The sequence below is a fragment of the Methylomagnum ishizawai genome (assembly GCF_900155475.1).
Lineage (GTDB): Bacteria > Pseudomonadota > Gammaproteobacteria > Methylococcales > Methylococcaceae > Methylomagnum > Methylomagnum ishizawai_A.
Window position 1 is genome coordinate 3,052,817 of record NZ_FXAM01000001.1, and the last position, 22,271, is coordinate 3,075,087.

At 63.9% G+C, this 22,271-nt stretch carries 17 protein-coding genes; 11 read left to right on the forward strand and 6 right to left on the reverse strand.

From position 1 onward, the window contains the following. The first annotated feature begins 1 nt into the window (after position 1). From B9N93_RS13475 to B9N93_RS13485, 3 genes are read left to right on the forward strand one after another with little or no spacing between them, the layout of a single operon-like run. Positions 2–754: a F0F1 ATP synthase subunit delta gene (locus tag B9N93_RS13475; RefSeq protein ID WP_085214486.1), complete on the forward strand. Its 753-nt coding sequence runs from the start codon at positions 2–4 to the stop codon at positions 752–754. After that, complete coding sequence (locus B9N93_RS13480) at positions 741–2,228, forward strand: F0F1 ATP synthase subunit alpha (protein WP_085214488.1); 1,488 nt, start codon at positions 741–743, stop codon at positions 2,226–2,228. Before B9N93_RS13475 ends, B9N93_RS13480 begins: the two co-directional genes overlap by 14 nt. Next, a complete protein-coding gene (locus tag B9N93_RS13485; RefSeq protein ID WP_085214490.1) occupies positions 2,225–3,064 on the forward strand; it encodes a F0F1 ATP synthase subunit gamma in 840 nt (279 codons plus the stop codon). The genes B9N93_RS13480 and B9N93_RS13485 overlap by 4 nt, the downstream gene beginning before the upstream one ends. On the opposite strand, the gene B9N93_RS13490 is transcribed toward B9N93_RS13485, so the two are convergent. Then, on the reverse strand, positions 3,057–3,572 hold the full coding sequence (locus B9N93_RS13490) for an EF-hand domain-containing protein (protein ID WP_085214492.1): 516 nt from the start codon (positions 3,570–3,572) through the stop codon (positions 3,057–3,059). The two genes, B9N93_RS13485 and B9N93_RS13490, sit on opposite strands and share 8 nt — an antisense overlap. Before the next feature lie 211 nt (positions 3,573–3,783). Next, complete coding sequence (locus B9N93_RS13495) at positions 3,784–5,364, reverse strand: GMC oxidoreductase (RefSeq protein WP_085214494.1); 1,581 nt, start codon at positions 5,362–5,364, stop codon at positions 3,784–3,786. A gap of 536 nt (positions 5,365–5,900) precedes the next feature. Here B9N93_RS13495 and B9N93_RS13500 point away from each other — a divergent pair. From B9N93_RS13500 to B9N93_RS13520, 5 genes are all read left to right on the forward strand, one after another. Continuing rightward, positions 5,901–6,461, forward strand: a complete 561-nt coding sequence (locus B9N93_RS13500; protein ID WP_085214496.1) for a protoglobin domain-containing protein — start codon at positions 5,901–5,903, stop codon at positions 6,459–6,461. A gap of 93 nt (positions 6,462–6,554) precedes the next feature. Then, a complete protein-coding gene (locus B9N93_RS13505; protein ID WP_085214498.1) occupies positions 6,555–7,565 on the forward strand; it encodes an efflux RND transporter periplasmic adaptor subunit in 1,011 nt (336 codons plus the stop codon). 15 nt (positions 7,566–7,580) lie between these two features. After that, positions 7,581–10,682 carry an efflux RND transporter permease subunit gene (locus tag B9N93_RS13510; protein WP_085214499.1) on the forward strand — a complete coding sequence of 1,034 codons (3,102 nt, stop codon included), beginning with the start codon at positions 7,581–7,583 and terminating at the stop codon, positions 10,680–10,682. Between the two features lie 143 nt (positions 10,683–10,825). Beyond that, positions 10,826–11,734: a restriction endonuclease gene (locus B9N93_RS13515; protein ID WP_085214501.1), complete on the forward strand. Its 909-nt coding sequence runs from the start codon at positions 10,826–10,828 to the stop codon at positions 11,732–11,734. A gap of 21 nt (positions 11,735–11,755) precedes the next feature. Further along, positions 11,756–14,533, forward strand: a complete 2,778-nt coding sequence (locus B9N93_RS13520) for an Hsp70 family protein (protein WP_085214503.1) — start codon at positions 11,756–11,758, stop codon at positions 14,531–14,533. A 119-nt stretch (positions 14,534–14,652) separates the two neighbouring features. Here the strand turns inward: B9N93_RS13520 and B9N93_RS13525 are convergent, their stop codons facing one another. Further along, positions 14,653–15,888, reverse strand: coding sequence for an amidohydrolase family protein (locus B9N93_RS13525; protein ID WP_085214504.1), 1,236 nt, complete (start codon positions 15,886–15,888; stop codon positions 14,653–14,655). 287 nt (positions 15,889–16,175) lie between these two features. Here B9N93_RS13525 and B9N93_RS13530 point away from each other — a divergent pair, with 287 nt between their 5' ends. Beyond that, positions 16,176–16,616 (forward strand): glycine zipper 2TM domain-containing protein, encoded by a 441-nt coding sequence (locus B9N93_RS13530; protein ID WP_085214506.1) that lies wholly within the window; start codon positions 16,176–16,178, stop codon positions 16,614–16,616. 11 nt (positions 16,617–16,627) lie between these two features. Here B9N93_RS13530 and B9N93_RS13535 read toward each other — a convergent pair whose 3' ends face one another. Next, the gene (locus B9N93_RS13535; protein WP_085214508.1) at positions 16,628–18,235 is read right to left on the reverse strand and encodes a glycosyltransferase family 2 protein; all 1,608 of its coding nucleotides are present in this window, start codon (positions 18,233–18,235) and stop codon (positions 16,628–16,630) included. Between the two features lie 173 nt (positions 18,236–18,408). On the opposite strand from B9N93_RS13535, the gene B9N93_RS13540 reads away from it, so the two are divergent. Next, positions 18,409–19,086 (forward strand): response regulator transcription factor, encoded by a 678-nt coding sequence (locus tag B9N93_RS13540; protein WP_085214510.1) that lies wholly within the window; start codon positions 18,409–18,411, stop codon positions 19,084–19,086. Continuing rightward, positions 19,086–20,441, forward strand: coding sequence for an ATP-binding protein (locus tag B9N93_RS13545; protein ID WP_085214512.1), 1,356 nt, complete (start codon positions 19,086–19,088; stop codon positions 20,439–20,441). Before B9N93_RS13540 ends, B9N93_RS13545 begins: the two co-directional genes overlap by 1 nt. Before the next feature lie 48 nt (positions 20,442–20,489). On the opposite strand, the gene B9N93_RS13550 is transcribed toward B9N93_RS13545, so the two are convergent. Then, positions 20,490–20,744, reverse strand: a complete 255-nt coding sequence (locus B9N93_RS13550; protein ID WP_085214514.1) for a cysteine rich repeat-containing protein — start codon at positions 20,742–20,744, stop codon at positions 20,490–20,492. Positions 20,745–20,935: 191 nt separating this feature from the next. Beyond that, complete coding sequence (locus B9N93_RS13555) at positions 20,936–22,165, reverse strand: DUF5610 domain-containing protein (protein ID WP_085214516.1); 1,230 nt, start codon at positions 22,163–22,165, stop codon at positions 20,936–20,938. Positions 22,166–22,271: the final 106 nt, after the last annotated feature.

Below are 22,271 nucleotides of genomic sequence, written 5' to 3' on the forward strand. Positions count from 1 at the left end.
CATGAACTTCGACTGGACCACCTTCGCCCTGGAATTCCTCAATTTCCTCATCCTGCTGTGGCTACTGCGCCGCTTCCTGTATCAGCCGGTGCTGGAAGTCATCGCCGCCCGCCAGCGCAAGATCGAGGATCAACTCCACGACGCCGAGCGCAGCCGCGCCGAAGCCCAAACCGCCCGCGAAGCTTGCGAACACCAGCAAGCGGCTTGGGCCGATGAACAACTCCAGGCCCGCGCCGAATTGGCGAAGTCCATCGCCGCCGAGCGCGAACGCCTGCTGCGCGGCGTGGCCGACGAGGTCGCCGAGGCCCGCGCCAAATTCCAAGCCCAGGAAGAACGGGAGCGGCAAGATTGGGCGCGGGCCACCGAACAGCGGGCCTTGGCACTCGGCGGACGCTTCGTGGCGAAGCTATTGGAACGCGCCGCCGGGCCGGAACTCGAAGCCCGCTTGGTCAACTGGGCGCTGGCCGATTTGGCGGAATCACCCGCCGGGCAGGCCGAAACCCTCCGCGCCGCCCTGGCCGGGGACGGGCCGGAGGTGGTCAGCGCCTTTCCCCTGGCCGATGGGCAACGCGCCGCGATTAGCGCCGCGCTCGCGCAACTGGCGGGACAGCCGATCCAGGTCACGTTCCGGGAAGACGCCGAGGTGCTGGCCGGGTTGCGCATCCACGCCGGAGCCTGGGTATTGGCGGCCAATTTACGGGACGAGTTGCAATTCTTCCAGGCCGCCGGGGAATCCGAACATGGACCGGATTGATCCGCCCACGCCCCGGTTGGACCGGGTCGCGGAACACGTGGAGCGCTACCGCCCCGCGCCGCGCCTGTCGGAACAGGGCCGGGTGTTGTCGGTGGGCGATGGCATCGCCTGGGTCGGGGGTTTGCCTTCGGCGGCGATGGACGAACTCTTGCGCTTCGGGGACGGCAGCCAAGGTTTGGTGTTCCATCTGGGCCGGGATGCGCTGGGCGCGATTGTGCTGGGGGCGGATGCCCGGCTGGCCGCGGGTGCGCCGGTTTACACCACCGGGCGGCGGCTCGAACTGGGCGTGGGCGATGGCTTGCTGGGACGGGTCGTCGATCCCTTGGGCCGTCCCCTGGACGGCCTGCCCGCCCCGGACCCGGACCAGCGCCGCGAACTGGACCCGTTGTCCCCGCCCCTCGTGGCGCGGGATTTCGTGAACCGTCCCCTGCACAGCGGCATCAAGATCGTCGATGCCCTGATTCCCCTGGGGCGCGGCCAGCGCCAGCTCATCATCGGCGACAACGGCACCGGCAAAAGCGCCCTGGCCCTCGATATGGTGCTGAACCAAAAAGGCCAGGGCGTCTTATGCGTCTACGTCCTCATCGGCCAGAAGCGTTCCGCCACGGTCGGCGTCATCGACCTCCTGCGCCGCCAAGGAGCCTTGGACTACAGCACCGTGGTCGTGGCCGAGGGGAGCGACAGCCCCGGCTTGAAATACCTCGCGCCGTTCGCGGGTTGCGCGGTGGCCGAGCATTGGCTGTGGCGGGGCCGGGATACCCTGGTAGTCTACGACGATCTTTCCACCCACGCCCGCGCCTACCGCGAACTCTCCTTGCTGCTGCGGCGTCCGCCGGGCCGGGAAGCCTATCCCGGCGATATTTTCTATCTGCACTCGCGCCTGCTGGAACGCTCCACCCGCCTCGCCCCCGGCCACGGCGGCGGCAGCTTGACCGCCCTGCCCCTGGTCGAAACCGAACAGGGCGAAATCGCCGCCTACATCCCCACCAACCTGATTTCCATCACCGACGGCCAGATTTACCTGGACCGCCACCTGTTCAGCGCCGGCTTCCTGCCCGCCATCGATATCACCCGTTCGGTCTCGCGCATCGGGGGGCAAGCCCAACATCCCCGCATCAAGCAGGAAGCCGGGCGCATGAAGCTGGATTATCTGCAATTCCTGGAGTTGGAAACCTTCACCCGCTTCGGCTCCAAGCTCGACGCCGGGATGGAGGACAAAATCCGCAAGGGCCGCATCCTCCGGGAAATCCTCAAGCAGGAACGCCTGGCCCCGGTCGCCGCCGAGTCGCAACTGGCCTGGATGATGGCCTATCAGGCCGGCCTGTTCGGGACACCCGACCCCGCCGCCATCCGCCGCACCCTGGACCGGCTGGCACTCGCCCTGCGCGACACGCCGCTGCGCCTGGACGACGACCATACGGCCTGGAACCGCTGGCTGGCGAACCTGTTCCCCGGCGGCAAGGACAGCGCATGAGCCGCCGCGCCCAGGTCGAGGAACACATGGCGCGGCTCGCGGAAATCTCCGGCATCCTGGCCGCAATGAAAACCCTGGCCTCCATCGAAACCCACAAATTCGCCCGTTATATGGCCCAGCAAGCGGCCCTGGTCGAAAATATCGAAACCGCCGCCGCCGATTTCCTGGCTTTCCATCCCGATTTCCGGGACGACGCCACCGCAGCCGACGACGCACGGCGGCTGTGGCTTGTGATCGGTTCGGAACGGGGATTTTGCGGGGATTTCAACGAGGCGGTGGCGGCGGCGCTGGAAGCTTCGCCGGAACCGGGGCCGCGCCTGCTGGTGGTGGGCCGCCGCCTGGCCGGGAAGCTGGAACGGCACCCGCGCCTCGTCGGTTGGCTGGACGGTCCCAATACCGCCGAGGAAGTCCGGCCCGTGCTGGACCGTTTGTTGAATCAATTGCACGCCTTGCGGGAAACACCGCCCGCCTGGACCCGGCTCGGCGTCCTGGCCCACGCCGCGGAGGGCGGTGTCGTCCCGCACACGGTGTTGCCGATGCAGCCGCCGCAGTCCACCCGGCCCGCCTATCCGCCCCGGCTCAACCTCGACCCGGCGGAATTCTTCGCCGGATTGACCGGGCATTACCTCGCCGCCAAGCTGCCCTGCCTATTCCACGGCTCGCTGCTGGCCGAGAACCGCCGCCGCCTGGAACACATGGAACGGGCGCTCCACCGGATGCAAGCCAAGCTCGAAGACCTGGGCCGCGCGCGCAACGCCCTGCGGCAGGAGGAAATCACCGAGGAAATCGAGATGATCCTATTGAGCGCGGAGGCGCGGCTGGGCGGGATCAATTAGCCTTCCGCGCCGATACCGCCTGCAAATATTCGGATTGGGAAATCTGGTCGTCGTCGTCGAGGTCGAGGACGCTGAACAGCCGGATCAGGTCCAGGTTCACCGGCTTCAGCACGTTATATTCGGGCAGCGACAACGCCCCGTCGGTATTGGTGTCGGTGAACTTGAAGGTCTTCTTGGCGATACGCAAGGCCCGGCCCGTGCGGGCATCGACGAATTCCTCGGGACTCAGCAATCCGCTATGGTCGATATCCAATTGGTCGAACTGCTTGCTTTGCTGCTGTTCCAGCCAGGCCTGGACCTCCTCCACACCGAGATAGCCGCTGGCATCGGTGTCTATCCCCATGAACTCCAAAGCCCGGCCGGCCTGGACTTCGTCCTGGGTGATGGTGCCATCGCGGTTGGTGTCGTAATCGGCGGGGAAGAAAGTGTCCGGCGGATGCTTGGCGCAGACGGTGCCGACCGACAGCAGCAAGATCAGCCCGGCGGATAAGCGTTGATGGAGGTTCATGGCGGTTTCTCGGATCGCTGGGGCGCGATGGTGGTGGATGCGGAGGGCCGGCCCGGCGGGATGAGTGTAAAGGCCGATTGTGGCGGAATCATGGAGGCTGGCGGGGCTGCCATCCTGGTGCATGATTGTGGGGGATTCTAACCGGATGGTCCGGTGCCCGCCAGTTCGCGCCACCAATGGCGGCGCAGTCCAAGCTCCGATCCATGGGCTATCACCGCCGCGCCACGCCCTTCAAATGATCCGCCAACCGTAGCGCCAGCGCGATAATGGTCAAGGTGGGATTGGCGAAACCACTGGTCGGAAACACCGAGGAACCCGCGATATAAATATTATCCAAACCATGGATACGGCAGTTTTCATCCACCACGCCCCAGCGCGGATTCACATTCATGCGCGTGGTGCCCATATGATGGCCGGCACCGCTCGCGCCATAGAGTATCTCCGGTTCGTTCTCGGGCATTTCCACCGCCATCCGGCCAAACCCGGAACGCTCCACTTCGGCGGCGATCAAGCGGTGGGCCACGCCGATTCCCTGTTTATCCAAGGCCGAAATCCGCCAATCGATGGTGGCTTTGGGCAAATCCAAGGCATCCCGTTGTTCCGAAAGCCGTATCCGGCTATCCGGGTTGGGCACCTGCTCCACGAAATTGGATAAGCGATAGATCACCGGATATTTTGTCGGTGCATGGGCCTGCACGAATTGCTTGAATATTTTCCGGTATTTCTGGAAGGCCATCAGCGCCACGGTATCGAGGGCGTCGATATCCATGATGTTCTTGCGGGCGTCATGGGCCAATTCAACCAGCTTATCGAACGCCGACGGGGTATTGATGGTGATTTCCGCGCGGAAATCGGGAATCCGATATTGCCTCACCACGGCTTCGGGCAAGGCCAAATGGCATTGCACCCAACCGGCGCGGGATTGCTGCGGCGCTCCGTAGATACGCAAGGGCTGATGCCCGTTATGGGGCAATATCTTCCCGCTGCGATACCAGATATGCTCCATGAAAAACCGTCCGACCAAATCATGATCGTTCCCCAACCCATTCCCCTGGATTTGATTCGACAGCAGCAATAGCCGGGCATTTTCCACGCCCCCCGCCGCCAGCACATAATGCTTGGCCTTCACCGCGAAACGCCTGCCGGTCAAGGTCCGCACCGCGACATCCCGGACATGGGGAGTATCCTTATCGCGATTGATGGCGGCCACATTGGCGTAAATATAAGCGGTAATATTGGCGGCATCCGCGATTTGCCCGCGATAATGGCTACCGAAGCGCCGGGCATCGAACTTGGTCTGGCCCATATAGCGCGACATGACGGTTTCGACCTTATCCGTCGAAAACGGGAACAAACCCAAACCCAACTCCGCAGCCACCTGGGCCGGATCGCAGTCGTTATCGCCCAAGTCCAAGTGTTGCTGGGCACGGGCATAATAAGGCCGCAGGGTCTCGATCCCGAACGGCCAGCCACTATAGGGAATCCAGGACACGCGCTCGAAATTGAGCGCCCGCAACGGCACGCAATGCCCACCCCAAAGATTGGTCGCCCCACCGAAATACCGGGGCCGCAGGAATCTCAAGCCATTATATTTACGCCCCACATTATGGATGGCCTGCAACCGCTGGGTACGCCTGTCCACTTGTAGACCGCCGCTTTCCAAGAGACAGATATCCATGCCACTATGGGCGAATTCCAGGGCGATCATAATTCCAGCCGCCCCCGCCCCGATAATACAGATATCCGTTTCCACCAGCCTATCGTCATCCATATCCCTGGCATCGATCATCATGGGTGTTATTCTGCTCGTTTGGATGTGTTATCGACTATTTCCGGTGAACACGCGCCGCATGGACCCGGAATCCCGCGCCATGTTATCGCAGCCTCCGCATCGCGCGTCGATAGGAAATATCACTGACTTTGGCGGCCTATCCGCCTTCTTTACCGGGAAAACATCCCTCCGCAGGTCCGGCGTCCGCCCCGGTAAGGGATCAAGGCCGCGAGGCCACATCGCCGGACTCCATGCCAGGCCGGAATCGTGGCATCTTTGTCTGTAAGCCGACACACCATCACGCTTCAACAGCATCCACCGTAAAGTCGAAAACGCTTGATCTATCAATGCCCCACCCCGTCAACGGCATGGATGGCACCGAATGTGCTTGAACCTCGGCAACAATCCCACCGATATCGCTTGGAAAGCCACCCGCGCTGGCCACCCCGCCCCGACAACCCCTCGTTGACCCCAGGATAGACCCGCTGGATTCACCCAGCTTCCCGCGCTTGCCAAAAGCCGGGCTGGATTAAACCCATAAGACATGAGTAAGAGCTATGCAAAATTTGAATTATTCCGAACTGACCCAATACGCGAAAGCGCTGGCGAATTTCACCCCGGAACAGGAGCGCGTGGTCATGGAAGCGGGTGCCTTGCTGAAACCCCATTTGGTCGAAGTCACCGAATCCTTCTACGACAAACTGCTGGCCATCCCGGAAACCCGTAGATTCCTGCAAGGGCGTACCGAACGCCTCAAAAACACCCATTTGTCCTGGCTGGATAAAATATTTACCGGACCTTATGACAATGAATATACCGCCTATATGTACATGGTGGGCGTCATCCATGTCCGGGTGGATTTGCCGGTGGAATTCATGGCGGCGGGGATGACTTTGATCGCGGACGCCATCTCCACCAAGCTGAACGCCCTCTACGGCGGCGACCATCGCCAATCCCGCGACACCATGGCGGCGATCAATGGGGTCTTGGGGTATTCCCTCATCGTGATGCAAAAATCCTATCAATCCTCGATGGAGGAACAATTGCAGAAGTTCTTGAAAATCACCGGCATCACCCGTGCGCTGTATCAAAACATGGCCCTGGCTTATAAAGGTTGACCGGGCGGGATCGCCCCGCCCATCCCGTTTCCCCCTGTCCCCGCGCCGGGGGCTGGGTTATAGTGCGCGGCCCTTCCCTGACGCCGCCCGACCGTGCCCGCCGATTCCCACCCGAAAATTCTGTACCGCATCGCGTGGTTGGCCTTGGCGCTGGCCGTCGGCCCCGCCCAAGCCACCGCCCCAGCGGGCGGCGCGACGCCCACGACCGGCGGGGTGGACCTGGATGCCGGGCCAATCCAAGCCGCAGGGCTGGTGGTCGAGCCACTGCGGGCCGTGGCCTTCCAGCCGGAAACCACCGCCTATGGCAAGGTACTGGATATCCAGCCCTTGCTGGAACTCCGGGTTCGCCACCGGGCGGCGCGGGCCGAGGCCGAAGTCGCCGCCGCCGCGCTGGAACTGGCCCAGCGCAACCGCGAGCGCCTGGGCACCTTGCACCGGGAGGACATCGTCGCCGAGCGCGAGTTGATCCACGCCGAGGCGCAATGGCAATCCGACCGCGCCAAAGCCGGGGCCGCCCGCCGCCTGTTGGACGAAATCCGCCACCAAGCCGAGCAAGCCTGGGGGGCCGCCGTGGCGCGGCTGGCTCTGGACGAGGGTTCGGCGCTGTTCGACGAGTTGTTGAGCCACCGCCGGGTATTGCTCCTGGTCGCCCTGCCGCAGGGCTACGCCTTGCCGCAGCGGGAAACGCCGCTGTTCATCGCCAAGGACGCTGAGCGGGCCCAGGCGGTGCGGGCCGAAGCCATCGCCCCCGCCACCCAGACCGATGACTTGGTGCAGGGCGAGACTTGGTTCTACCACGCCGCCGAGCCGGGTTTGCGGTCGGGGATGCGGGTCCAGGTCTGGGCCCCCTTGGCCGGCACCCGACTCAACGGGGTGGCGCTTCCGCTAGCGGCGGTGGTGTGGCAGGGCGGGAAACCTTGGGTTTATCGCCAGACCGGGCCGGGCCATTTTGGCCGGGTGGAAGTCGCGGGCTACCGGGACTATGGCGGGGCGTGGTTCGTCGAGCGGGGCTTCGCGGCGGGCGACAAAATCGTCGTGACCGGGGCGCAGACCTTGCTATCGGAGGAATTCCGCAGCGGCATCCCGGACGAGGACGACGACTGAGGCCCGGCCCACGAGATGCTCTCCGCCATCGTCCGCTTTTCCGTGCATCGGCGCGGGCTGGTGCTGGCCCTGGCCCTGGTGTTGCTGGCCTATGGCGGCTTCGTCCTCAACCGGGCCGGGCTGGATATCTTCCCGGAATTCTCCGCCCCCCGCGTGGTGGTCCAGACCGAAACCCCCGGACTCACCGCCGAACAGACCGAAACCCTGGTCACCCAGCGTATCGAAAAGCATCTGGCCGGGTTGATCGGCCTCGAAACCCTGCACTCCGAATCCATCCAAGGCTTGTCCGTGGTCACGGCCATCTTCCAAGATGGCAGCGATATCTATCGCGACCGGCAGTGGGTGGGCGAACGCCTCGCCGCCCTGGCCGGGGAATTGCCCATCGGCACCGGGCCGCCGGTGGCCGTGCCGCTATCGTCGTCCTCGGCCACGGTGTTGACCCTCGGCCTCAAATCCAAAACCCACAGCCTGACGGAATTGCGCGACCTGGTGGACTGGACCCTGGCTCCCAGGCTGCTGGCGGTGCCGGGCGTGGCCGATGTCAACGTGTTCGGTGGCGAAGTCCGCCAATTGCAAATCCAGCCCGACCCCGACCAGTTACGCCGTTTCGGCCTGGGCATCGAAGATGTCGCGCTCGCGGCGCGGCAGGCCACCGGCATGCCCGGCGCGGGCTTCGTCGAGAACGGCAACCAGCGCATCGCCCTGGCCGTGACCGGATTGCCCAGTGACGCCACCGCGCTCGGGCAGGTGGTCTTGGCCCGCAAGGACGGCGGCAACCTGACCCTGGCCGATGTCGCCAGCGTCAAAACCGCCGCCAAGCCGCCCATCGGTGCCGCCGCCATCGACGGCGAACCCGCCATCGTCCTCATGATCATCGGCCAGTACGGGGCCAACACCCTGAGCGTGTCGCGGAACGTGGAAAGCGTACTGGCGGCTGTCGCCCCGCTGCTCGCCCGGCAAGGAATCGATTTCCACCCCAAGCTGTTCCGGCCGGCGGATTACATCGAACGCTCGTTAAGCAACCTGTCCGGGCATCTGCTAATCGGCGGGGCGCTGGTGGTCCTGGTGCTGTACGCCTTTTTGTTCGATGCCCGCACCGCCTTCATTTCCGCCGTGGCGATCCCGCTGTCCTTGCTCGCCGCCGTGGTGCTGCTGCTGGCCCTGGGCGTGAACCTCAACATCATGGTGCTGGGCGGGCTGGCCATCGCCCTGGGCGAGGTGGTGGACGACGCCATCATCGACACCGAGAACATCTTCCGCCGCCTCCGCGAAAACCGCCTGCGCAACCCGCCCAAACCCGCCTTCCGGGTGGTCTACGCCGCGTCGATGGAAGTGCGGGGTTCGGTGGTCTATGCCAGTTTCATCGTGGCCTTGGTGTTCCTGCCGCTGCTGAGTTTGGGCGGCGTGGCGGGACGGCTGTTCGCGCCCCTGGGCTATGCCTATATCCTCGCCATCTTGATGTCGCTGCTGACGGCACTCACGGTGACGCCCGCACTGTGCTATTCCCTGTTGGAACACCGCGCCGGGGGCGGCCATCCGCCCTTGATCGGCTGGCTACAACCGCGCTACGGCGCTTTGCTCGGCGGGGTGGCGCGGCATCCGGCCTGGGCTTTATGGGGAGGCTTGGCGGTGTGTGGGCTGGCTTTGGCGCTGTTGCCGACGCTGAGCGGCGAATTCCTGCCCGAGTTGCGCGAAGGCCATTACATCGTCCACACCGCTAGCCTGCCGGGCACCGCGCTTACCGAATCCCTGCGCATCGGCGGGCAACTGCGGCGGCAGTTCGCCGAATTGCCGGAAGTGGTGTCGGTCTCGCAATGGGCTGGGCGGGCCGAACGCGGGGCCGATACCTATGGCAGCCATTACAGCGAATACGAAGTCCATCTGAAGCCCTTGTCCGGCAGTGAACAAGGCGCGGTGCTGGAGCGGCTGCGGCGGATATTGAAGAATTTCCCCGGCATCCTGTTCGAGGCCAACACCTTCCTCGCCGAGCGGGTGGACGAGACCATTTCCGGCTATACCTCGCCCGTGGTGGTGAACCTATACGGCCACGACCTGGACCCACTGGACGCAGCGGCCCGCCGCCTCGCCGCCCTAATCCAAACCTTGCCCGGTGCCACCGACGTGCAGGTGCGTTCGCCGCCCGGCACGCCGATGCTGCAAGTCCGCCTGGACCGGGACAAGTTGGCCGCCCATGGCCTGCGTCCCTTGGACGCCGCCGACGCCGTGCAGACGGCCATGCAGGGCCGGACAGTCGGCAGCTATTACCTGGACCACCGAGCCTACGACGTGAGCGTCATCCTGCCACCGGAGGCGCGGGCGCGGGTCGAAAGCGTGGCACGCATCCCCTTGCGCAATCCCGAGGGCGTGCTGGTGGAATTGGGACAGGTCGCCGATATCCGGCAGGTCGGCGGGCGCTACAACATCCTGCACCGGGGCGGACAGCGGGTACAGACCGTGACCGCCCAGGTCGAAGGCCGCGACGTGGTATCGTTCATGGAGGAATTGCGGGCGAAAGTCTTGGGTGATTTGGACCTGCCGCCGGAGATTTACCCGGAATTCACCGGGGCCGCCATCGAGCAGGCCCAGGCGCGGGACGAACTGGTGTTGCATGCGTTGTTGGCGGGCGTGGGCGTGTTGCTGCTGATCCAGGCTGCCCTCGGGAGTGTGCGGCTGATGCTGCTGACCCTCGCCAACCTACCGTTCTCGCTGGCGGGCGGGGTGGCGGCGGCGCTGTGGGCGGGCGGCACCTTGTCGGTGGGGTCGATGGTGGGTTTTGTCACCTTGTTCGGGATCACGGTGCGGAACGCCATCATGCTGATTTCGCATTACCGGCATCTGGTGGAGGTGGAAGGCCATCCCTGGACTACCGCCACCGCCATTTTGGGCGCGCAGGAACGCCTGCCCTCGATCCTGATGACGGCCCTGGTCACGGCCCTCGCCATGTTGCCCATCGCGGTGAACAGCGATAATCCGGGGCGCGAGATCATGGGGCCGATGGCGGCGGTGATTATCGGCGGGCTGGCGTCCTCGACGGTGTTGAATCTGGTGTTGTTGCCGGCGGTGTTGGCGAGGTTCGGGCGGTTCGGGGAGGCGGGGAGCGGGCGGCGGCGTGTGTAAAATGGCGGATAGTGGATGGTTTTGCGAATATGGGAAGCAACAGCAAAGCTGTTATCACCGCATCGCCATCACAACGGAGATGGAAATCCTATTCCGTGAAACAAGGCAACCCATAACCCAATATCAAATAATAAAACCTCATCATGTCAATCCCCGACTTCCAATCCATCATGTTGCCCCTTCTAAAACTCGCGGAAGACGGGCAAGAACACGCCAACAAAGAAGCCAAGGAAAAACTGGCGCTGCATTTTTCCCTATCGGAAGCAGAACGGGAAGAGCTCTTACCCAGCGGGCGACAAACCACTTTTGATAACCGGGTAGCCTGGGCGCGTTCTTACTTGAAGATGGCTTTATTATTAGAAGTGCCGCGCCGTGGCTTTTTCCGTATCACACAACGTGGCAAAAGCGTCATCCAAAAAAATCCAGAGAAAATAAATATAAAATTCCTTGAGCAGTTCCCGGAATTCAGCGCTTTTAAAACACCCGACAAGCCGAATATTAAAGAAGCACTCATTGAACAACCATCAGAAACACAAACCCCCGAAGAAACCTTGGATGCCGCGCATATCAAGCTCAAACAAACCCTTGCCGAGGAATTGATCCAAACCATCAAAGCATGTAGTCCGGCATTCTTTGAAAAACTGGTGGTCGATCTGCTTGTCAGGATGGGCTATGGCGGTACCCGCAAAGATGCCGGGAAAGCGGTGGGTAAATCCGGTGACGGTGGGATTGATGGAATTATCAAGGAAGACCGTTTAGGGCTAGATGCGATATATATTCAAGCCAAAAAATGGGAAGGCACTGTAGGACGCCCCGAAATTCAAAAGTTTGCGGGCGCGTTGATGGGACATGGCGCTCATAAAGGGGTTTTCATTACAACATCCAATTTTAGTAAGGAAGCTATCGACTTCGCTTCCAGCGTCAATTTGAAAATCGTCCTGATCGATGGACAAACCCTAGCCACACTCATGATCGACCACAATGTCGGAGTATCGCCAATCGTCTCTTATGAGATCAAAAAGCTCGATCTCGATTATTTCATCGAAGCCTAATCCACACCGGAAATCAGCGATATGACGACCGCCCCCCACTACCTCATCGGCATCGACCTAGGCACCACCCACACCGTGGCCGCCTACGCGGAGCTGGCCCACGGCACCGCCCACAAGCTCGAACTCTTCCCCATCGAACAATCCATCAAGCCCGGCCAAGTCGCCGCCCGCCCGCTGCTGCCCTCGGCCCGCTACCACGCCGCGCCCGCCGAACTGTCGGACACCGACACCGCCCTGCCCTGGCCCCCCACCGAACCCCCCCAAGACCACCGCCCCGTGGTCGGCGAACTGGCGCGGCTCTTGGGAGCCAAAAGCCGCGGCCGCCTCATCATGAGCGCCAAAAGCTGGCTCTCCCACGCCGGGGCCGACCGCACCGCCGCCATCCTGCCCTGGGGCGCACCGGAAGACGTGCCCAAGATTTCCCCGGTGGACGCCAGCGCCAGCTATCTGCGCCATGTGCGTTCGGCCTGGAACGCCCAACACCCCGAAGCCCCCTTGGAACGGCAAGACCTGGTCGTCACCGTCCCCGCCTCCTTCGACGAAGCCGCCCGCGCCCTGACCCTGGAAGCCGCCCGGCTGGCGGGACTCCCCAAACTGCGCCTGCTCGAAGAACCCCAGGCCGTCTGCTACGACTGGCTGTGGCAACACCGCAAGACCCTGCAAAAGGAACTCGACGGCGTGCGGCTGCTGCTGGTCTGCGACGTGGGCGGCGGCACCACCGACCTGACCCTCATCAAGGTCGAACCCGGCGCGGACGAACCCAAACTGACCCGTATCGCGGTCGGCAACCATCTCATGCTAGGCGGCGACAACATCGACCTGACCCTCGCCCATCTCGCCGAACAGCGGATGCTGGGCGGCGATAAACGCCTGTCCTCCGCCGAGCTCTCGCAACTGGTGGAGCAATGCCGCCTCGCCAAGGAACGCCTCCTGGCCGACGTCGCCCCCGACACCGCCACCGTCACCCTGCTCGGCGCGGGTTCCCGTTTGATCGGCGCGGCGCGTTCGGTCGAACTCGACCGCGACGAAGTCCACCGCATGGTGCTGGACGGTTTTTTCCCCCGTGTGGGACTGCACGAACATCCCGACCGCAAGCGCAGCGGCGTGGTGGAATTCGGCCTGCCCTATGCTGCCGACCCCGCCATCAGCAAGCACCTCGCCGCCTTCCTCAGCCAGCACCGGACCACGGCGGCGGAAGCCCTCGGTTCCAACAGCGAAACGCCGGTGCCCGACGCCCTGTTGCTGAATGGCGGCGTGTTCCGTAGCCCGGTCATCGTGCGGCGCATCGTCGAGCAAATGGCTGAATGGGGCGGCCAAGCGCCCAAAGTCCTACGCAATGAGCGGCCCGACCAAGCCGTGGCCTATGGCGCGGTGGCTTACGGTTTAGCCCGGCGCGGCCACGCCATCCAGCGCATCGGCGGCGGCTCGGCCCGGAGCTATTTCTTGTTGGTGGATACCGGCGCGGACCAAGCCCAGCGCGGCGTGTGCATCCTGCCGCGCGGCACCGAGGAAGGCCGCGAAGTGGTGTTGGCCGAGCGCACCTTCTCGTTGCGGCTAGGCCAGCCGGTGCGGTTCCATCTGGCCTCGTCATCCGGGGATATGCGCTACCAGCCGGGCGAATTGGCCGAGATCGACGAGGAACGCTTCCAGAACCTGCCGCCACTGGCCGTGGCCTTCGACCGCGACAGCGCCCAGGGCGGCCAGGAACAAGCCGTCCGCATCGCCGCCGCGCTGACCGAAATCGGCACCCTCGACCTGCAATGCGTGGCGGTGGACGACCCCGAAAAGCGCTGGAACATCGAATTCCAATTGCGCCGGGGCGCGGCCCAGCCAGTATTGGAAGCCCGCCGCCATCCGCGCTTGGACGAGGCTTTGGAAAAAATCCGGCTGGTGTTCGGCAAGAAGACCAAGACCGCCGATCCCAAGGCCATCAAGGGCTTGCGCAGCGAACTGGAAAAAAGCCTGGGCGGGCGCGGCGATTGGGAGACACCTTTGCTGCGGGAATTGTTCGGTGCCCTGCTGGAAGGCTTGCCGCACCGCCGCCGCAGCGCCGACCACGAGCGGGTCTGGCTCAGCCTGGTGGGCTATTGCCTGCGGCCCGGCTTCGGCTATCCGCTGGACGATTGGCGGGTGGAACAGGTGTTCGCCGTCTACGGGCAGGGCTTGCAGTTCGTCAACGAGCCGCAGAATTGGGCCGAATGGTGGACCCTGTGGCGGCGCATCGCGGGCGGCCTGGACGCGGCGGCGCAGACTGCGGTGTTCCACGACCTGGCCGAGATCATCAACCCGGACACCGCCAAGCGCGGCAACAACGTCACCCTGGCGAAAAAGCGCGGCTACGAGGACATGGTGCGGCTGGCGGCGGTGTTGGAACGCCTGCCCGCTGCGAACAAGGCCGAACTCGGCGGCTGGCTGCTGCACCGGCTGGAAAAATCCAGCGAACCCATGGAAAGCTGGTGGGCCTTGGGCCGCATCGGAGCCCGCGTGCCTTTCCACGGCAGCGCCCACAACGTGGTGCCGGTGGCGACGGTGGAGCGTTGGCTGGAAACGGTCATGGGGCGGGATTTCAGGAAGGAGCCGCATCCCGGCTTCGCCGCCGCGCTCTTGGGCCGGATGAGCGGCGACCGCGAGCGCGATCTGGAACCCGCCACCCGGCACCGGCTGATCGACAAACTCCGCGCCGCCAAGGCACCGGAATCCTGGATTTCGATGGTGTCCGAGGTGAAGGAATTGACCGAGGCCGACGAGCAGCGGATTTTCGGCGAAGCCTTGCCACCCGGTTTGAAGCTGATCGGCTAGGGCATTTTCATATTTTCCGTAGGGTGGGCACGGAATACGTGTCCACCCTACGGAATCCGATCGCCCACAAAAAACGCCCGCGGTTTCCCGGCGGGCGTCGCGTTCCGGTCGGGGCCGGATCACTTCTTGAAGTTGTTCACCACCACCGTGCCCCCGGAAACCACCAAATCCGGGTATTCCAGAATTTTGAAGCGCTCGAAGGCGTTACCGCGCACGGCGATCATATCGGCGGGCGCATCGGGCGTCAGGGTGCCCAGCTTGGCAATCCCGAGATGCTCGCCAGCCCTGGAGGTCGCCGCCTTGAACACGTTCAGCACGTCGGCGAAGTCGATGCCATCGCCGCTGGTCAGGTGCAGCATGAGATGCATTTCCTCGCCGTTCACTCCCCACGGCACGTTGTCGTGGCCGATCTCGGAACCATAGAGATAGCGGTCGTACAGCCCGTGTTCCTCCATGGCGTGGGTCAGGGTGTGGGCATTGGCGAAGATGCCCACGCAGGAAGCAAGCGTGTCGAGGGTGGTCACGAACCGCATATCGGCATGGACGGCGTCGTGCAGGGTGGTTTCGTCGATGGCCGCGCAGGGGATGTGGGCCAATTCATCGACCCCGCCATCGATGGCGGTCCTGAGTCCCGCCGCCTCGCCGACATGGGCCGTCACCCGTTTGCCGAGCCTATGGGCCTCGCTGGTGATCGCCCGCACGGTCGCCAGGTCCAGCACCGGCCAAGGGGTCGCCGGAATGCCGCCGCCATGGTCGTTCATCCAGGGCGCTCCCGGCTCGCCGCCCGGTTCCAGCGCGATCTTGATGACCACCGCGCCGCCCGCCACCAATTGCCGGACCACCGTCCGGGCCTGCTTGGCGGAAGCCACCTCGATACCGATCTTGTCCAGCCCGCCGGTCCCGCCGAAGATGTTCAGCGGATAGCCGCCCGGTGCCTGGATGATGGGACCGGCGCTGACCAGCCGGAGCGCACCATCCCCGCCCTGTGGCGGCAACAGCGGCCCGCCCACGTCGCGCACGGTGGTGACGCCATGCTTCAGCACCACCAGCGGATCGACGTTTTGATAGGTCAGATGCGCGTGCGATTCGATGATGCCGGGCAACAAGGTGGCATCGCCCAGCCTGATCCGTTTCGCGCACTGGGATTTGAGGCTATTGAAAGCGCCAACCTGGGCGACTTTCCCATCCTTGGTCAGCACCGCCGTATCCGTCAGCACATCGTAGCCATCGAACACCCGGTCGGCGGTCACAATCATGCAGCTTTCCGCCGCCACCGCCCCGCCGCCCAATCCCTGCCACAGCAGCGCCGCCACCGCCCAACGCTTGAAACCGCGCCCCCAATGCTTGGAACCCATTGAATCCTCCTAAGACTCGTGTATTTGATGTATCGACGATGTAACACCGGGCCAATCATAGGGACCGCCCGGCGGAACACGGGTCTAAGCACACGCCAAGCCAAACCCCGGAGGCCGGGATTCAACGGCCATCCGTTCCGTCCCGGCCTCCGATATAACGGATATCGCGGGAGGGCATGCGCGATAAGACACACCCCGACGTTCCCCTGCCCAGCCCCCGGATTCAGCCGTCATTCAGCCAGTTCCGCCTAAGCTAGGCCCCGTCCATCCACCCAAGGAGCAAGCCCATGCGCGAACTCATCGTCCTGGCCACCCTCGCCGTCCTGGCCATGGCCCCCACAGCCCATGCCGACGGCGACGGCTGGCGCTGGGAACACGAGCATCATCATCACCATCACGGCGGATATCGACCCGGTTGGGGACCGGGTGGCTGGGGCCGGGCCTACTACCCGCCGCCGCCGGTTTACTATCGACCACCCCCGGTGATCGTCGAACGCTATTACGCGCCCCCGCCACCGCCCCCCCGCGTCATCTACCGGGAAGTGCCGGTCTACCGCCAGCCCATGGCCTATCCGCGCCATCATGGCCGGGCCTCCGAAACCGTGCCCATGGTCGCGGGCGGCATCCTTGGCGGCGCCATCGGCAATCAAGCGGGGCGTGGCGACCCGGTGGCGACCATCGGCGGCGCGGTCTTGGGCACGGTCATCGGTCATGAGGTCGCCGAGTGAGCAGGCCGGGGCTAGCCCGGACGGGGATGGGTAGGTGGATAAGGCATGGGATCGCACACCATGCCTTCCCGCGCCTGGAAACAGGATTGGAATAATCCGGCAAAAAACCCCTCCCCTTTCTGCAAATAGCCTTGATACCAACCCATCCAATGGCTACCGCCCACTTCTTGTTTGCCCAACGCCTCGGCGGCCAGAATCGCCTTGCCACCATTGATGGTTTTCTTCCGCAAATGCTCGGCGGACCGGATTCGGAATTCCCGATAATGCCCGCCCAAACCATAACCGCTCAAATAAGCCACCGCCCCGCTCCCCGCCACGGAGAGATTATGATTACCTTGGGAAATAAGATATTTCGGATCGGCCCTGAGCGCCACCTTGGCCGATACCGGATTGATCGGCGTGCGATATTCCATCCAGTCGAACAATGGGGTTCCTTCCGCCGCCGGTTCCCCCCGGACCGGCATATAGAAACTCTTGGGGAAAATCACGGCATCGACCGCTTCCGGCACACCGGCCAGCATAGCCTCCAAAGGCCGTTCCAGGCAAAGGAACTCATCGGCATCCACCGGAAATACCCAGCGCAATTCCGGCCAGATCGCGCAGGCCAAGCGGAAAGCCCCGGTGGTGAATTCCGACTGCAAATGCGCGACCACCGGGTCTTCGATGATAATCACCGCCGCATCGGCGAATCGCTGTTTAAATACCTCGACCGCCGCCCGGCTGCCATCGGTAGAGCCATTATCGATCAGCACGAATTTCCGAAATCCCAGCGCATAATGCCAATCCAGGTTCAAGCCAATGATATCCTCTTCGTCCTTGATCATGGATACCCAGGCGATATAGGGAATCGGTTCCGCCGTGAATAGCAACTCGTGCTTCCGTTGCAAATCCTTGCCGCGCAAATCGACCTGTAAAGTACGGTACCAATCCAGGCGGTTGGCGTCCTCCTGCTTGAGTACCAGGGGGCTGGTGCCCAATTCGTATCGGCGTTCCCGGTCGAAATAGGCATGGAGGGCCAACCCTTCGCGGACGGCGATGGCAGGGGGCCAAGCCCATTCCTGGTAGGAAAAACCATGTTTCCCATTCCCGATCTTGGTCTTGCGCAAATCCTCGCGGAATATATCGGCATCGACCTTGCCCAAAAGCTGGTTACCGACATAGAAATATACCGGCACGGGTTTATCGAGTTCTTCCGGGTCCATCGCCCAGCCGCAGATTTTACCGTCGAGGGAAATACCATCCAGCCGCCCTGCCAAACGCCGATAGCGCAAATCATGGGCATTGCCCAGCAAGGCATCGATAGCCGCCTGATCCAAGCAAGCCGGGCTATTTTGCAACTCGCGGGTTCCCTGTTCATCGAAATAGGCATGGACCTTATCGCCGGGCCGCCACTGGGCCAATACTTTAAGCGGGGGAATCCACCCAAACCCCAAGGCTTGCCGGGACAAACCGGTGCTTTCTATATCGGGCCTGGGATGGACCGCCGGGACACTCGCCAGCAAGCGTTGCCCGGCGTAGAGATAGATCGATCTTTGCGCCTTGGCATCCCCAGAACCCTCCACCCAACCATAAATCACCCCTTGGGAATGTATCCCCTCGAATACCCCTTTCTCCAACACAACCCCCTATTCTGATGGCAACTATCCAACCGGCCAGAGATAGGTCCGCCGACTACATCATCGAAGCCTGGACCAAACCTCCGCCGCCGGGTTTTCATTTATAACAACAGCCGGGATAATCTATCATATCTCGGCCCACCGGGTTTTTCCTTCCCCATTGCCGACCACCGCCCATGCGCCTCCTCATCATCGAAGACGAAACCGAACTCCGCACCCAACTCCGCTCCGGGCTGCAAGCCCAGGGCTACGCCGTGGACGCCGCCGCCGACGGCCAGGAGGGCCATTATCTCGGCACCGAATATCCCTTCGATCTCGCCATCGTCGATCTGGGCCTGCCGATCTTGCCGGGAATCGAAGTGGTCCGGCGCTGGCGGGCGCGGGGCATCGCCTTCCCGGTCCTGATCCTCACCGCCCAAGGCCGTTGGCAGGACAAGGTCGAAGGTTTGAACGCCGGGGCCGACGATTATCTGGTCAAGCCGTTCCAGTTCGAGGAACTCCTGGCACGGATCAAGGCGCTGCTGCGGCGGGCGGCGGGCGTGGCCCAGTCCAGCCTGCGCTGCGGTCCCGTCGTGCTGGATTTGGCGAGCCAGCGGGTCGAGTCAGAAGGCCGTCCGGTCGAACTCACCGCCCAGGAATACAAGCTGCTGGAATATCTGATGCTGCACACCGGCGAAGTGGTGTCCAAAACCACCCTGACCGAGCATCTCTACGACCAGGATTTCGATCTCGATAGCAATGTGATCGAAGTGTTCGTGGCCCGGCTGCGCAAGAAGCTCGACCCCGACAACCGCCTCAAGCCCATCGAAACCCTCAGGGGCCGGGGCTACCGCTTCACCCTGGCCCGCGGCTGATGGGCTATTCGCTGCAAGCACGGGCCTTGCTGTTCGCCAGCCTGGCCCTGGCGGCGTTCTTGGGACTGACCGGCTTGGTGCTGGACGAAGCTTTCAGCGATAGCGCCGAGGCGGTCATGCGCGACCGGCTGCGCGGCTATGGCGAACCGCTCAAGGCCAGCATCGAAAAAGACCACCTCGACGCCCTCAAAACCCTGCCGCAAACCCTCAACGACCGCTTCGGCCAGCCCGGTTCCGGCCTGTACGCCACCCTGGTCCGGCAAACCGACCAGAAGCGCGAATGGGTATCGGATTCGGCCCAGAACCTCGACATTCCCTGGCCGCCGCTGCCCGGCTATTGGACCGCCCGGCTCGATCCCATCCAACTCGCCAACGGCACCCAACTCCACGTGCTGAGCCTCCGGCTGGATTACGCCACCGCCAAAAACCGCGCCCCCGTCGCCCACATCCTCCAGGTCGCCGAAACCCTGGACGACAAGGAAAGCTACTACTATGGGCGGATGAACCACGTCCGGCGCGACCTGTGGCGCTGGTTCGGCGGCGCGGCCTTGCTGTTGCTGCTGCTACAGGCCTTGATCCTGCGGCGCTGTTTCGCGCCCTTGCGGCGGGTGGCGGCGGATATCCGCAAGATCGAGGCGGGCCGGGCCGAACGGCTGACCGGCTTCTACCCCAGGGAATTACACGGCCTCACCGGCAACCTCAACGCCCTGTTGGACCAGGCCGAATCGCACCTCGCCCGCTACCGCGACGCGCTGGGCGACCTGGCCCACAGCCTAAAAACCCCGCTGGCCGTGCTGCGCGGCAGCTTCGACGCGCCCCAGGAAGACGGCAAAACGGTGGCCCTGGAGCAGATCGAGCGCATGAACCGCATCGTCGAATACCAGTTGAAACGCGCCGCCGCCGCCGGGCGCAGCCACCTGGCCCCGCCGGTTGTCGTGGCCGACAAGGCCCGGCAATTGGTCGCCGCCTTGAACAAGGTCTATGCCGACAAGGGCGTGGTTTGCGAAAGCCGGATCGATCCCGATTTGATGTTCCGGGGCGACGAGGGGGATTTGCTGGAAATCCTCGGCAACCTGACCGAGAACGCCTACAAATGGGCGCGGAACCGGGTGGCGCTGGGTGCCCGCCACGGCGAGGCCGGCCTGGAAATCACGGTCGAGGACGACGGCCCCGGCATCCCGCCCGCGGTGGCCGAGCGCCTCTTGAAGCGCGGCGAGCGGGCCGATCCTTCGGTGCCGGGGCACGGGTTGGGGCTGGCCATCGTCCATTCCATCGTGCGGACCTATGGCGGGCGGCTGGAACTGGGACGCAGCCCCTTGGGCGGGGCCGCCATCGTGGTGAAGGCGCTGGGCTGAACCGGACACGGGGGCGAGCGTCCAGGATTCCCCGCCCCGCGATACGGGCTATTTCTGCTTCATTTCCTTCTTCAATTCCTGCAAAGCCTTGGCGCAGCCGACCGACATCGATTCCTTCTGCGCCATCAGGCATTCCTTGATGCGCCCGCCGCCCGGTTCGACATTGGGACAAAGCCGCTCCACATCGGCCTTGCAATAGGTGCGCAGGGTTTGGGCCTCGTGGGGGTCCAAACCCTGGGCGACGGCCAGCGCTGGCAGCACCAGCAGGGCGGCGGACAGGAACGATACAGCGCGTAGGATCATAGCTTGCCTCCTGGGGATGATGGATGGGGTCGGCCCCGGCGCATCGGCCAGGGCGGCGGGCATGTTGCGCCGGGGACGCGGGACCGTCAAGCGCGGGAGGATGAAACCTCCAGGCAAAAACAAGGCCGCCCGCGGTATCGGGCGGCCTCTCTTCCGGCGCATCTTCCATACGCCCAGTCTCAGGAGGAAACTCATTGTCCCTGGGACAAAGCGTAGTCGCCCCCGGCGAATTGGCCCAATAAATCTTTCACGCGCTGTAAAGCCGGGTCGGTCTCCGGCTGTTGGGTCAGCCCTTGGGCCTGAGCGATGCCGCCGAACAAATCGGACAAGGCCTGGCCGGGATCGGCGAACACCTGCGACGCCTGGGCCGATTGGAACAGCTTGCGCAGGTCGGCGGTGGCGTTCACGGCGTCCTGGATCGACGGGGCCGGGGCAGTGGCGGTCGCGGCGGTGGACTGGTAAGCGGCCACGGCGCGGGTTTCCACGGTCTGGGTCAGCTTGAGCGAGAAACCGGCCAGTTCTTGGTGATCGAAACCCATCTTCGCCGCTTGCTGGAACGCGGCCTGCACATCGCCGTTGAAGAACCGTCCGGCCAAGCCCTGCACATCCTTGACCAAGGCGGCGATGGCCTTTTGCTCGCCCGCGTCCAGATCGCCCTCGACACTGAAATCCAGGCGGCTCGATTGGTATTGGACGAGGCTGGCGCCGGATTCCGCGCCATCCCGGCCCTGGCTGGCGAAGGCGGTGAGGGCCGCGCCTTGTTCGCCCCGGAATTTGAAGTTGATCCGGTCGCCGTCGGCGGTTTGGATCGAGAGGCTGACGGCGTTGGTCTCGACCTGTGCGAAGCTGGCCGCCGCGGCTTGGCTCAGGGAGGTGGCCGTGGCCGGGTCCGTCACGGTCGGGACCGTGTCGGCGGAGCCGCCCCGGCCAAGATGGTCCAGGCCGTCCATCACCCGGCCATAGGTGTCGTCGATGTTCTGCGCCACCCCGCCTTGCAACATCCCCATGCCCTTCAGCACATCACGGGCATCGGCGAAACCCTGCTCGATGCCCTGCCGGGCCTGGTCCAGCAGCGCCGCCCGCTTATCGGCGTCCTCGACCTTGGCGAGGCGCTGGCCGACGAAATCGACGATGCGGCCCGCCACGGCGGCGGGCGAGAAATCCTCGAACCGGGCCGGTTTCGCGGAGGAAGCCGCCTGGGCGTCCTGCCCGTCCAAGGCGGAACGCAGGCGCTGGCCGACATAGGATTCCAGCAGGTCGGGGGTTTTATTGGCGGTCGATGTCGGGGTTCCGGGGCTGTGGCTGGCCTGGGCGGCACCGGAAGCGGACGGGTCCGCGTTGACCACGGTCGCGCCTTGGCGGCGCAAGGTCTGGAATAGGTCCAAGCGCGGCGAGGCGGAATTCTGGGGGAGGATATTCATGGCGGCTTACCCTGGGAACGGGGACGACTCGCCAAGATAACGGCTGGGATGGGGTTTCCTTTAACCCTGGGGCGGGCATCCCTGCCCGCACCCCGATACCAAGACC